The organism is Phenylobacterium sp. LH3H17, from assembly GCF_024298925.1.
Taxonomy (GTDB): domain Bacteria; phylum Pseudomonadota; class Alphaproteobacteria; order Caulobacterales; family Caulobacteraceae; genus Phenylobacterium.
Genome location: NZ_CP101283.1, coordinates 929,560 through 941,935, shown reverse-complemented (window position 1 = coordinate 941,935; position 12,376 = coordinate 929,560). Strand labels below are relative to the sequence as shown.

13 protein-coding genes are annotated in these 12,376 nt (G+C 66.4%); 8 read left to right on the top strand and 5 right to left on the bottom strand.

The features are described from left to right. Nucleotides 1-29 precede the first annotated feature (29 nt). The 5 genes from M9M90_RS04640 to M9M90_RS04620 all read left to right on the top strand — a co-directional run bounded on the left by M9M90_RS04640 (nucleotide 30) and on the right by M9M90_RS04620 (nucleotide 5,573). Nucleotides 30-1,241 carry an acyl-CoA dehydrogenase family protein gene (locus M9M90_RS04640; protein ID WP_254835999.1) on the top strand — a complete coding sequence of 404 codons (1,212 nt, stop codon included), beginning with the start codon at nucleotides 30-32 and terminating at the stop codon, nucleotides 1,239-1,241. Between the two features lie 74 nt (nucleotides 1,242-1,315). Then, complete coding sequence (locus tag M9M90_RS04635) at nucleotides 1,316-2,527, top strand: acyl-CoA dehydrogenase family protein (RefSeq protein ID WP_254835998.1); 1,212 nt, start codon at nucleotides 1,316-1,318, stop codon at nucleotides 2,525-2,527. Nucleotides 2,528-2,576: 49 nt separating this feature from the next. Further along, a complete protein-coding gene (locus M9M90_RS04630; RefSeq protein ID WP_254835997.1) occupies nucleotides 2,577-3,785 on the top strand; it encodes an acyl-CoA dehydrogenase family protein in 1,209 nt (402 codons plus the stop codon). 54 nt (nucleotides 3,786-3,839) lie between these two features. Then, a complete protein-coding gene (locus M9M90_RS04625; RefSeq protein ID WP_254835996.1) occupies nucleotides 3,840-4,967 on the top strand; it encodes an acyl-CoA dehydrogenase family protein in 1,128 nt (375 codons plus the stop codon). Nucleotides 4,968-5,168: 201 nt separating this feature from the next. Then, complete coding sequence (locus tag M9M90_RS04620) at nucleotides 5,169-5,573, top strand: PEGA domain-containing protein (protein WP_254835995.1); 405 nt, start codon at nucleotides 5,169-5,171, stop codon at nucleotides 5,571-5,573. Between the two features lie 61 nt (nucleotides 5,574-5,634). Here the strand turns inward: M9M90_RS04620 and M9M90_RS04615 are convergent, their stop codons facing one another. Continuing rightward, nucleotides 5,635-6,174 carry a hypothetical protein gene (locus M9M90_RS04615; protein WP_254835994.1) on the bottom strand — a complete coding sequence of 180 codons (540 nt, stop codon included), beginning with the start codon at nucleotides 6,172-6,174 and terminating at the stop codon, nucleotides 5,635-5,637. Between the two features lie 142 nt (nucleotides 6,175-6,316). On the opposite strand from M9M90_RS04615, the gene M9M90_RS04610 reads away from it, so the two are divergent. Together M9M90_RS04610 and tcmP are read left to right on the top strand one after the other, a co-directional pair. Next, nucleotides 6,317-6,748, top strand: a complete 432-nt coding sequence (locus tag M9M90_RS04610; RefSeq protein WP_254835993.1) for an excalibur calcium-binding domain-containing protein — start codon at nucleotides 6,317-6,319, stop codon at nucleotides 6,746-6,748. 298 nt (nucleotides 6,749-7,046) lie between these two features. Next, nucleotides 7,047-7,970: a three-Cys-motif partner protein TcmP gene (gene tcmP / locus M9M90_RS04605; RefSeq protein ID WP_254835992.1), complete on the top strand. Its 924-nt coding sequence runs from the start codon at nucleotides 7,047-7,049 to the stop codon at nucleotides 7,968-7,970. Here the strand turns inward: tcmP and M9M90_RS04600 are convergent. From M9M90_RS04600 to M9M90_RS04590, 3 genes are all read right to left on the bottom strand, one after another. After that, on the bottom strand, nucleotides 7,924-8,673 hold the full coding sequence (locus tag M9M90_RS04600; protein WP_254835991.1) for a DUF5131 family protein: 750 nt from the start codon (nucleotides 8,671-8,673) through the stop codon (nucleotides 7,924-7,926). The genes tcmP and M9M90_RS04600 overlap by 47 nt on opposite strands. A 93-nt stretch (nucleotides 8,674-8,766) precedes the next feature. Then, nucleotides 8,767-9,429, bottom strand: coding sequence for a Type 1 glutamine amidotransferase-like domain-containing protein (locus tag M9M90_RS04595; protein ID WP_254835990.1), 663 nt, complete (start codon nucleotides 9,427-9,429; stop codon nucleotides 8,767-8,769). Between the two features lie 11 nt (nucleotides 9,430-9,440). Next, the gene (locus tag M9M90_RS04590) at nucleotides 9,441-9,998 is read right to left on the bottom strand and encodes a hypothetical protein (RefSeq protein WP_254835989.1); all 558 of its coding nucleotides are present in this window, start codon (nucleotides 9,996-9,998) and stop codon (nucleotides 9,441-9,443) included. A gap of 122 nt (nucleotides 9,999-10,120) precedes the next feature. Between M9M90_RS04590 and M9M90_RS04585 the strand changes: the two genes are divergently transcribed. Next, nucleotides 10,121-10,798 (top strand): hypothetical protein, encoded by a 678-nt coding sequence (locus tag M9M90_RS04585; RefSeq protein WP_254835988.1) that lies wholly within the window; start codon nucleotides 10,121-10,123, stop codon nucleotides 10,796-10,798. Nucleotides 10,799-10,831: 33 nt separating this feature from the next. Here the strand turns inward: M9M90_RS04585 and M9M90_RS04580 are convergent, their stop codons facing one another. Then, complete coding sequence (locus M9M90_RS04580) at nucleotides 10,832-12,325, bottom strand: globin-coupled sensor protein (protein ID WP_254835987.1); 1,494 nt, start codon at nucleotides 12,323-12,325, stop codon at nucleotides 10,832-10,834. Nucleotides 12,326-12,376: the final 51 nt, after the last annotated feature.

The window sequence follows — 12,376 nt, the reverse complement described above, 5'->3', positions numbered from 1 at the left end:
GAGCGACCATTTTTTGAAGGCGAATTTCCATGGCTGACTTTGGCGGCGACGACACGCAGGCCTTCCGCGCGGACGCGAAGGCGTGGCTCGAGGCGAACTTCCCGGCCGAGCTGAAGGCCGATCCGGCCGCCCAGCTGGCCGCCGCCCAGGGCGGCAAGGAGAGCGAGCCCGCCCGACTATGGCGCGAGGCCATGGGCTCCCGGGGCTGGGGCACGCCGACCTGGCCGGCCCAGTACGGCGGCGGCGGCCTCTCCCGCGCCGAGGCCCGGGTCCTGGCCGAGGAGATGGCCCAGATCGGAGCTCGCAACCCGATCGGCGGCATGGGCGTGATGATGTTCGGCCCGACGCTCATCGAGTACGGGACCGAGGAACTGAAGCGCCAGCATCTGCCCGGGATCATCAGCGGCTCGGTCCGCTGGTGTCAGGGCTACTCAGAGCCTGGCGCGGGCTCGGACCTGGCGGGCCTGCAGACCCGCGCCGAAGACAAGGGTGACCACTATCTGGTCACGGGATCAAAAATCTGGACAAGCGGCGCCAACCTCGCCGACTGGTGCTTCTGCCTGGTGCGCACCGACACCTCGAAGAAGCACGAGGGCATTTCGTTCCTGCTGATCGACATGAGGTCGCCGGGGGTCGAGGCGCGGCCGATCCGGCTGATCAACGGGACCTCGCCGTTCTGCGAGACTTTCTTCACCGAGGTGAAGGTGCCGAAGGACCAGCTGTTCGGTCCGCTGAACGGCGGCTGGACGGTGGCCAAGCGGCTGCTGCAGTTCGAGCGCGACAATATCTCGGCGGGCCTGGGCGGCGGCTCGATCGGGGCGCCGGTCGCCGCGCTGACCGTGCTGCATGCGGCCAAGGACTATGTGGGGGTCGACGAGGCCGGGCGGCTGGCCGATCCCGACCTGCGCCGACGGGTGACCGAACACCTGATGGAGGTGCGGGCCTTCCAGCTCACCGTGCGGCGCGCCGCCGATGAGGCCAAGGCCGGCAACGGCCCCTCGGCCGCCACTTCGATCATGAAGTATGCCGGCGCCAAGGTGGCCATGGACCGCAACGAGCTGATCGTGGAGGCCCTGGGGTCCAACGGCCTGGGCTGGGAAGGTGGGGGTTTCGACGGACCGGAGCTGGCCGCGGTGCGGACCTGGCTGCGCTCCAAGGGCAACTCCATCGAAGGCGGCACCTCGGAGATCAACCTGAACGTGGTCGCCAAGCGGGTGCTCGGCCTGCCCGATGCGAAGTAGACGGAGGCTCTCCCGGCGGTCTAGGCTTCATGCTATACTAATTGCTAAGATAATGAATATTAGGGAGAATTTTCATGGCTGACTTTGGCGGCTCCGATTTGGAAGCCTTCCGCGCCGATGCGCGCGCCTGGCTCGAGGCCAATTTTCCGAAATCCTTGCGTGGCGACGCCGAGGCGCTGCAGGCCCTGGCGATGAGCCCGGCCGAGCCCACCGGCGACTGGGCGGTCTGGAAGGAGCGCATGGGCGCGCGGGGCTGGGGCACCCCCGCCTGGCCCGCGGCCTATGGCGGCGGCGGCCTCTCGCCCGCCGAGGCTCGGGTATTGCAGCAGGAGATGGCCGCCATCGGCGCCGTCAACCCGATCGGCGGCATGGGCGTGGGGATGTTCGGCCCGACCCTGCTGGAATACGGCACCGAAGAGCAGAAAAAGAAGTGGGTCCCGGACATCGTCACCGGCAAGGTCCGCTGGTGTCAGGGCTTCTCCGAACCGGGCGCCGGATCGGACCTGGCAAGTCTTCAGACCCGCGCCGAGGACAAGGGCGACCACTTCCTCGTTAACGGATCCAAGATCTGGACAAGCGGCGCCCAGTACGCCGACATGATCTTCTGCCTGGTCCGCACCGACACCACAAAGAAGCACGAAGGTATTTCTTTCGTGGTCTTCGAGATGCACCAGCCTGGTGTGGAAGTCCGCCCCATTCTGCTGATCGCCGGCAACTCGCCCTTCTGCGAAACCTTCATCACCGACGTGAAGGTGCCCAAGGAAAACCTGATCGGCCCGCTGAACGGCGGCTGGAGCGTGGCCAAGCGGCTGCTGCAGCACGAGCGTTCGGGGATGAACGGATCGCGCGGCGCGGCGGGCGGCAAGCCGGTGGCGCTGGGCGTGGTCGCCAAGAAGTATGTGGGCGAGGACGAGCAGGGCCGGCTGGCCGACAGCGACCTGCGGACCCGCATCGTCATGAACGAGATCGACCAGAAGGCCCTGCAGCAGACGGTTCGCCGCGCGGCCCTGGAGGCCAAGGGCAATTCGGGCCCCAGCGCCGCCACCTCGATCATGAAGAACGCCAATATGAAGGTCGCCCAGGACCGGGCGGAGCTGACGCTGGAGTTCATGGGCCACCAGGGCCTCGGCTGGGCCGGCGAGGACTTCACCGAGGAGGAGCGGACCGCGGTGCGCTCCTGGCTCTCGGGCAAGGCCGGCTCGATCTATGGCGGCTCCAACGAAGTGCAGAACAACATCATCTCCAAGCGGATCCTGGGACTCCCGGACCTGACCCAGAGCCACTAGGATGATGAACCGAGTTTCGAACGACCCTATTTTCAAGGAGACTTTTTAGATGGCTGATTTTGGCGGCGATCTCGACACCTTCCGGGCGGACGCCCGGGCATGGATCGAGGCGAACTTCCCGGCGTCCCTGAAGGGACGACCCAATCCGATGATGCGCGAGGAGCGCTCGAAGCCCAGCGAGGACCAGGAAGCCTGGCGCAAGGCGATGGGCGCCAAGGGGTGGGGCGTGCCCACCTGGCCGGCGGCCTATGGCGGCGGCGGGCTCAGCCCGGCCGAGGGCCGGGTCATCCAGCAGGAGCTGGGCCGGGCCGGGGCCTATAACCCGATCGGCGGCATGGGCGTGATGATGTTCGGCCCGACGCTGCTGGAGTACGGCACCGAGGATCAGAAGAAAGAGCACATCCCGCCGATCGTCCGGGGCGACCTGCAATGGTGCCAGGGCTTCAGCGAGCCGGGCGCCGGGTCCGACCTGGCAAGTCTTCAGTGCAAGGCTGAAGACAAGGGCGACCACTTCGTCATCAACGGACAAAAGATCTGGACCTCCGGCGCTCAATTCGCCGACTGGTGCTTCTGTCTCGTGCGGACGGATACTTCGAAGAAACATGAAGGCATCTCGTTCGTCCTGTTCACGATGCATCAGCCGGGCGTCGAAGTCCGTCCGATTCCTCTTATCGCCGGCAACTCTCCTTTCTGCGAGACCTTCTTCACCGACGCGATCGCCGACAAGAAGAACCTGGTCGGCCCGCTGAACGGCGGCTGGACCATCGCCAAGCGGCTGCTGCAGCATGAGCGCTCCGGCCTCAGCGGCGCGGGCGGCGGCGGCGGGTTCGGCATGGCGGTCAAGCCGCTGCCGAAGCTGGCCAAGGACTATGTGGGCGCCGACGAAAAGGGCCGCATCGCCGACAGCGACCTGCGCACCCGCATCATCATGAACGAGATCGACGGCCGCGCCTTCCAGCAAACCGCCGTGCGCGCGATGATGGAATCCAAGGGCAATTCCGGCCCCTCGGCCGCCACCTCGATCATGAAGAACGCCGGCACCCGCTGGATGCAGGACAAGGCCGAACTGACCCTGGAGATCATGGGTCACCAGGGCCTCGGCTGGGAAGGCGACGACTTCAAACCCGAAGAGCTAGGCGCCGTGCGCGGCTGGCTCGGCGGCAAGGCCACCACGATCTATGGCGGCTCGCAGGAGGTGCAGAACAACATCATCTCCAAGCGGATCCTCGGCCTGCCGGACCTCACCCAGAACAACTAGGGCGCCCAGGCGTCCCCTCATCATTCAAACGACACCTATAAGGACTGAACACAAATGGCCGTTCTGAACGAAGAACAGAGCATGCTCCGCGACGCGGCGAAAAGCTGGGTGCAGGAGAAGAGCCCGGTCACCGCCTTCCGCAAGATGCGCGATAGCGGGGTCGAGGTCGGCTACGACGCCAACGCCTGGAACGAACAGGCCGAGATGGGCTGGGCCGGGGTCATCATCCCCGAAGAATACGGCGGGTCGGACTTCGGCTATCTCAGCCTGGGCCTGATCCTCGAGGAGATGGGCCGCACGCTCACCGCCTCGCCCCTGCTGGCCTCGGGCCTGGCCGGCGCCTCGGCGCTGATCCTGGGCGGCTCCGACGCCCAGAAGAGCGAATGGCTGCCCAAGATCGCCGACGGCTCGGTGGTCGCCACCCTGGCGGTCGACGAAGGCGCCCACCATGCGCCGGAGAAGGTCTCGATGAAGGCCGAGAAGTCGGGCGGCGGCTACAAGCTGACCGGCAAGAAGACCTTCGTGCTGGAAGGCCCCTCGGCCGGCCTGCTGATCGTCTCGGCCCGCACCTCGGGCCAGCCGGGCGACACAGACGGCGTCAGCCTGTTCCTGGTGAAGGCCGACGACGCCGGCGTGAAGAAGCAGAACCTCAAGCTGGCCGACAGCCGCGGCGCCTCGAACATCGAGTTCAACGGCGCGGCCGCCGAGCTGCTGGGCGAGGAAGGCAAGGGCTGGCCGGTTCTGGAATCCACCCTCGACCGCGCCCGCGCGGGCGTCTCGGCCGAGATGCTGGGCGCCGCGGTCCAGGCCTTCGAGGTCACCCTCGACTACCTCAAGGTCCGCGTGCAGTTCGGCCAGGTGATCGGCTCCTTCCAGGCCCTGCAGCACCGCGCGGCCAAGATGTTCACCGACCTGGAACTGGCCCGCTCGGCCGTCGAAGCCGCCCTCCAGGCGATCGACGCCGGCAGCCCCGACGTGCCGGAGCTGGTCTCCCTGGCCAAGGCCAAGATGGGCGACACCTTCCACCTGGTGAGCAACGAAATGGTCCAGATGCACGGCGGCATCGGCATGACCGACGCCCACGACGCGGGCTTCTACCTCAAGCGCGCCCGCGCCTGCGAAGCCGCCTTCGGCAGCCAGAGCTACCACCGGGATCGCTACGCGAAGATTCAGGGCTACTAGGCGCTACGCTTCGACCCCCGGCTTGCCGGGGGGTCGGGGTACTAGTGGTGAGATTGGGGAGCCCCGTCGGCGTGAGCCGGCGGGGTTTCTTATTGCGCGGCTCACTATTTCTGAGAGAACATTGGTACCTAATACGACTTCTAGTTGCCGCAATCCCTTGCCCGTGTAACAAGCTAGACGTTTGTTAGTGGGGGCTATTCAATGACTTATCAACACGAGCGCGTCTCGCGCCTGGCCGCGGTGCTGTGCGCCGCGTCTTCGCTCGCTGCCTGCGCGACGGTGACCCGGGGCAGCGAGGACGCCTGGGTGGTCAACAGCGAACCGTCGGGCGCTAAGGTGGAGACCACCAACGGCCACCAGTGCCCGGCCACGCCCTGCGCCATCAAGATGAAGCGCAAGTCGGAGTTCACGGCCACGATCACCAAGCCGGGCTTCAAGCCAGCCACGGTGCAGGTGACCCACAAGACCGCCGGCGCGGGCGCGGCAGGGGTCGCCGGCAATGTGCTGGTCGGCGGAGTGATCGGCCTGGGCGTCGACATGTACACCGGCGCCTCGCAGGACCTGGTGCCGAACCCGGTGACCGTGACTCTGGAGCCGGAGAGTTAGGCGCTTCGGCGCTGAGCCGTTGAGATTGGAGAGCCCCGTTGGCGTGAGCCGGCGGGGTTTTTCATTCGCACTGTTGCTGGGTTGGAAGGCCCATCTGTTTCACCAGGTCCCTCACCTTCCCGACATGGACCGATAACCATTGGCGATGACCGTCCTCGTAGGCCATCGCGGGCTGCGCCTGCGCCTGCAGGCAGCAGAAACAGACGAGGATCTCGCCCACCTGTTTACCGGCGGCGTCGTAGTACTTGAAGAAATGGTGTGGAACGAAGCAGGCCGGGCCAAGCGGCGCGTTATAGCCGGGCGGCGCCAAGCCTACGACACGCACCCGTTGCAGGGCCCTTTCGAATTGCGCGCGCTCGGCCACCGAGAGCACGCGTACGGTTTCCGGGCGCTCGATGCGATTGGAGTCCTTGTCGTAGGAGTCGTTGTCGACGTGGAGCCGGACCTCAGTCGCCTCGGGATAAGGGCGTTCCGCAGCGTACCAGGCCAGGAACTTCAGATGAACCGGCTCTGGCGTGTTGTAGTTCTCGTCGATGACCAGCCGCCCGCAGCCCGCGAGCGCGAGACAGAGCGCTAGGGCCTGGAACTGTCGAATGAGCATGGCGGTCCCCGGGGGCGAAGGACCACCATGCGATCCGCCACTTAAAGGCGAATGAAGCTTGAGCTGCTGGTCGTCACGTCGGCGCGGGTTTCTTAATTGGCGGCGGCTGGAAGTTGTGCCGAAGTGGGGCGAAAGCTCTGCCGTGCAGGGACGGAGGTCCGACATTCGCGCCAGCCTGCCCAACCCCCGCGACGCCAAGCCCTTCGCCCGGCAAGGCCGCCGGGCCCGGGCGCAGACGCGCGCGCAGCGCCGGTTGCAGGCCTGGCTGACCGGCTTCTGCATCGTCTGCGCGGGCGTGATCCTGGTGCTGCTGGACCAGCTCAATCCCCAGGTCCGCCCGGCCATGATCGCCGCCCTGCGCGACCCGGCGATCGACCTAGCGGGGCCTTACAGGAACTGTGACGCGGCGAACGCGGCGGGGTTCTACTCCATCCCGGCCTCGTCGCCCGCTTACTCGCCGCATCAGGATCGGGATGGGGATGGGTTCGCGTGCGAGCCGATCAATGGCGGTGGACCGGGAGCGGGCGTGGGAAGGATTGCTCGGCAGGTAGTGGAGCGGGCTTGGGCGTTTTAGGGGTCGCATGACCGACGCCCACGACTCGGGCTTCTACCTCAAGGGCGCCCGGACCTGCGAAGCGGGCTTCGGCAGCCGAGCTACCATTGGGATCGCTACGCGAAGATCCCAGGATATCGACGCCTCGCTTCGACCCCCGGCTTGCCGGGGTCGGGGGTTTTAGTAGTGAGATTGGGTAGCCCCGCTGGCTTGAGCCAGCGGGGTTTCTTGTTGGTCAACGCATACGGGGGCACACGCATAGAAGTTTGATTCTAGACATTTCTCGCTTAGGCTGCGCTCGAGTTTGGGTGGGGCCTAAATGTCGAGCCTTAGTGGACATCGTTTTGGCGGGAATTGGACCGAGCGAAAGCTCGAGGCGGTCCGCTATTATCTTGAATTTTACGCGACAGCTCTCAGTAAACAGCAGTTTGACCTCTGGTACATCGACGCATTCGCTGGATCGGGAGAACGGACAGAGACTCGAACCTCGGGCGGGTTACTAGAGGAAAAATCCATCGGAATTGAGGATGTCGTACTTGATGGGTCTGCTAAGCGGGCAATGGCAGTTACACCGCCATTCAAGCACCTAATATTTATGGAGCCGGACACCGCGAGATATCAAGTTCTATGCAAGCTAAGAGACATCGACGCCCGCGTCGAATGTCAACAGGGCGATGCAAATACTCTTCTACCAGACATCTTCGCCAGGAGTGCCTGGCGCAGAGCAGGTAAGGCAAAGGGTACGCAGCGTGGCGTTGTCTTCCTCGATCCTTACGGAATGCAAGTTTCCTGGGAGACGCTTGAGCTCCTGGCTGCGACTCAGCGCGTAGATGTTTGGTATCTCTTCCCGCTTGGAGCGGTAAATCGGCAGCTTGCCCATGACGCCGGCGCGATTGACGAGCATAAGCAGGCTTCTCTGAATCGCCTATTTGGCGGATCGGCATGGCGCTCGGATCTATATGAGCCAGACCCACGAACGCCGTTGTTTGGTCCGCCGGCGGACGACCAGCGCGCGGCCACACTTGAACAAATCGAAACTTATTTTCACAGGAAGCTCGAAGGTCTGTTCAGTTGGGCGTCGCCACCGCTACCGTTGTTCTTGGACGGCGGACAACAGGTGTTTTCGCTATTCCTCCTGATCGCAAACGACTCGCCCGCTGCGATCCAACTCGCCAAGAACGGAATGCGAGACCTGCTTAGGAAGCATGAGCGGCAGGCATTTCGTCGTAGGTCCGTCCCCTAAGAAGACGTCCGGCCGCTTTCTTATTTCGTCCGCCCCACTGCTTGAAGAAGAACGCTGTGGAGGCTTCTTCGCAGCGATCGTAGATTTCACCCACCCACTCTTCGAGCATGGGTCGTGCACGCGGGCCTGACTCGCCGCCGACAATTGCCCAGTGGATGTCACGTAGATCTGCGCCGGCGACGGAGCCGATCAGCGGCTCGAAGGAAACGAACCTTACCGCTGCGGATGTCTCCCTCAGATGTTCAAGACGATGGAGAACTTCAGAATTTTCAACGCTTGTCCCAAGCCAGACATTGCTCAGGATCGGTAGACCCTGGGTAACTTCAGCCATCCTATCGGGCCGCTTCGTCAGAATTTGGTACGTGTGATGAGGCGTGGCCTCCATGGTCTCCCAGACTCGAGCGATGAACTCCTCCGGCACAGCGTCTTGGAATAGATCGGACATTGAATTCACGAAGATGAGTCGCGGCTTCCGCCATCTCACCGGGATCGCCAATGCCCCTTCATCTAGGGAGACTCTGCCGGTCCAGACGTACCGTTCACCGCTCTTCCGCGTGAGGCCTTGGTACTTTTGCGTTCCCATAGCCTCCAGTCGGGCGGCCATGCGCATGGCATAGCAATTGGTGCAGCCCGCGCTTAGCACGGTGCATCCGGCGACGGGATTCCATGTCGCGTCCGTCCACTCGATAGATGTGTCAGCCATTGCGGTCTCCCCGTAGGACGTTGGGGTGGGTTTGGTTAAGCTCACCCTACTCGCGGAAAGCGTCATTTTCGGACGCCACCTAGAGATGAACCCTCATATTGGGTCGTTCCTGCCCACCACCTCCACCACATCCCCCCGCCCCACCACGGCCTCGCCGTCCCTGAGCGTGCGGTGGGCTATCCCCTGCTCCGTCATCCAGGCCGCGGCGCGGGCGGCGGCTTCGGACTCTGCGTGGTCCGAGGCGAAGTGGGGCACGATGGCGAAGTCGACGAGGGCGAGGCCTTCCCAGATCGGCGCGGGGTCGTAGCCGGGGGCGACGGGGTCGGGATCGTCCATCAGGTGGAGGCCGCGCAGGGTCGCGCCGGCCACGCAGGCGCCGGCGCTCCAGCCGCCATAGACGAGGCTGTCTTCCGCCAGGCGCCGGACGAGGATCTGGTCGAGGCCGCTCTGGGCCATGGCGCGGCGGAGCAGGAAGGCGTTGCCGCCCACCGCCCAGATCAGGCCGACACCCGCCAGGGTGCGGTCGAGCTGGTCCGGCTTTCCGAAATAGTGGCGCAGGTCCAGCGGTTCGGCGGCCAGCCCCGCGTCGCGCAGGTCGGCGATGGGGTCGTGGACCTGGGCGGCGTAGGCGCGGCGGTCGGCCTCGGGGATCAGGTCCAGGGCGTTGGAGACCACCACCGCCCGCGCGCCGGGGCCGGCGAGGTCGAGCAGGGGCTGGACCGTGTCCATCCGGTAGGAGGCCAGGTAGAGGCGCATGGCGGGCGCGCTCAGGGCTTGGCCGCCTCCCGCGTCACCGTCGCGTGGAGCTTGCTGAAGCGGAACAGGTGGCCGGGGGCGCCGGGCTCGTTTCCCTTGAGGTCGAGGCTGAGCCTGGCGGCCGGCGTCGCCTGCTGCAGGCGGTAGACGATGGGCTCGTAGCCGGGCTCGACCTTGACGGGATCGAGATCCGGCGCGCGCTTGCGGGCGTCCTTCAGGATGGCCTTGAAGGTCCGGTCGACCGGGGCGCCATAGGCCATGACCTTGCAGGTGTTGGGCGTGGGCTCCCACAGGACAACGATGCCCTTGGCGGTGAGCACGTCCCAGAGCGGTCCCTGGAAGTCGTCGACCATCTCGCGCGCGCCGTCCGACGACGGGGCGAGCCCGGCGCGCTCTGCGGGCGGAAGATCGGCGACGGACAGGCCGCGCAGGCCCGCCTCCAGGCAGTAGCCGGCGCCCTCGCGGAAGCCGGCGCCCACCTGGGCGGGGGACAGGCCCTGGGCCAGGGCCGGCTGGGCGGCGAACGCCGCGGCGACCATCAGGGCCAGGAATTGAAGGCGTCGTAGCATGCGGGACTCCGGTAGCGGTCGCGGCCACGATAGCGGTTCGCGCGCCGGGGGCCAGGCTCCCACGCGTCGATGTTCTTCTTTTGTTCTTGCGCTTTTGCGATCTTCCGACTAAACTTCAGGGCGTGAGCTACAACTTCGCCGACCGCTGGAGACCGCCGCGCGAGCGGCCCGTGCCGGAGATGGATCACATCGGCGGGCCGCCGGTTTCGCAGTACCGGCGGAAGTTCGCCGAGGTGATCTGCGCGCGGCTGGAGGTGGGCGAGACGCTGAACTCGATCGCCGCCGATCCCTACATGCCGTGCCGGGCGACCATCCGGCGCTGGCTGAAGGTGCATCCCGAGTTCGCGGCGATGTACGACCGCGTGCGCGCGCACCTGGCCGAGGGCAAGGTGCAGAACCGGCGGCTGAAACATGTGAGCGACGCCTGGCGTATCCCGCACGAGGTGCGGCTGGGCCTGCGGCGCAAGCCCGGCGGCGGGCGGCGCAGCACCTATGACCGGGCCTGGGCCAAACGGTTCTGCAAGCGGGTGGCCCTGGGCGAACCGGTGAGCGCCATCGTCAAGGACCCCCGGATGCCCTCGTCCAAGCAGGTCTATTCCTGGCTGAAGCGGCAGGAGGAGTTCCTCGACATGTACATCGCCGCCAAGGCCGAACACCGGAGCTGGACCGAGTTCGAGATCGAGAACCTGGTGATGAGCGTGGAGGGCCACACCCTGAAGGAGACCAAGGAAGAAGTGGCCAAGCTGGAGGCGTGGATCGGGCGGCTGACGCCGAAGACCTATCGCGCGCCCGGGCGCTAGGGTCTGGACCCTAGGGGCCGCCTCGATCCTCGGTCAGGCCACCGAGCGCAGGTTTCGGCCGGTCGGTGAGGCCGCCGAGACGGTGAAGTCGGCCATCCGGCGCGACAGGTCCGCGCTCTGGCCGGCCAGGGCGTAGGTGGCGGCTGTGGTCTGCTCCACCATGGCGGCGTTCTGCTGGGTCAGCTGATCGAGCTGGTTCACCGCGGCGTTGACCTCGCCGAGGGCGCGGGTCTGCTCCGAGGCCGATACCGCCATCTCGCCCACCAGACCGTCGATCCCGGTGACGTGATCGGCGATCGCGGCGAGCATCTTGCCGGTCTCCCCGACCAGGTCGACGCCGGACTTCACCTGGGCGCCCGACTGGGTGATCAGGGCCTTGATCTCCTTGGCGGCCTCGGCCGAACGCTGGGCGAGCGCCCGAACCTCGGCGGCGACCACCGCGAAGCCCCGGCCGGCCTCGCCGGCCCGGGCGGCCTCCACCCCGGCGTTGAGCGCCAGCAGGTTGGTCTGGAAGGCGATCTCGTCGATCACCCCGATGATCCGGCCGATCTCCACCGAGGAGCCGTCGATCTGGTCCATCGCCTTGACCGCCTGCTCGACCACCAGGCCGGAACGCTCGGCCTCGGCGCGCGCCTGGGTGACCATGCGGGGGGCGCGCTGCGCGCCTTCGGCGCTCCGCCCCACGGTCGCGGTGATCTGGTCCAGGGCCGCGGCGGTCTCTTCCAGATTGGCGGCCTGCTGCTCGGTCCGCCGGGAGAGGTCGTCGGCCGCCGCGCCGATCTGATCCACGCCCTCCCCCACCACCCGGGCCGCGGACGAGGCGGCGCCGATGGCGGCCTCCAGAGCCGAGATCGCGGCGTTGAAGTCGGTCTTCAGCTCCTCGAAGCCCGGCCCGAGATCGGCGTCCACGCGGGCGCGGAGATCGCCGCCGGAGAGGCGCGCCAGGGCTTCGGCCAGGGCCCGGTTGGCCGTCTCCTGATGACGCGCGGCGGCGTCGCGCTCGGCCTGCAGCCGGCGACGCTCTTCCTCGATGGTCTCCAGGTAGATCGACAGCGCGAAGTCCATGTCGAGCATCATCGCCTTGACCAGGGCGCTGATGGCGTCGGCGGCCTGATCCGCGCCGCGGCCGCGCCCGCCGAGGCCCTTGGGCCAGCGGCTCTCGACCAGGCGGCGCAGCAGGGATTCGGTGATGCGGGCATAGCCGGCGATGTACCACCGGGGCTCCAGCCCGATCCGGGCGTGGGTCTGGCCCACGGTGCGAACACCGGCGACATAGTCGTCGTCGAACCGCGCCTCGGCGATGACGCCCCAGTGCCGCATCTGACCGGACTGGGCGCCGGCGATGTGCGCCTCGTCGCGGAAGTAGCCGCTCGCTTGGGTGTTGTTGCGCACGTCGGCGTAGAAGCTGTCCAGCGCCGGCTCCAGCGCCTCGGCCAGGAACTCGCGCAGGCCCCGCAGCGTCGCTCGGGCCTTGTCGTCGAGGCCGATGAATTCCAGACGTTCCCGGATTTGGTATGGGTCGGTCATTTGGCCTGCGTCCCCGCAAATACGCACCGGCGGTGAGCCTTCGATGACCTC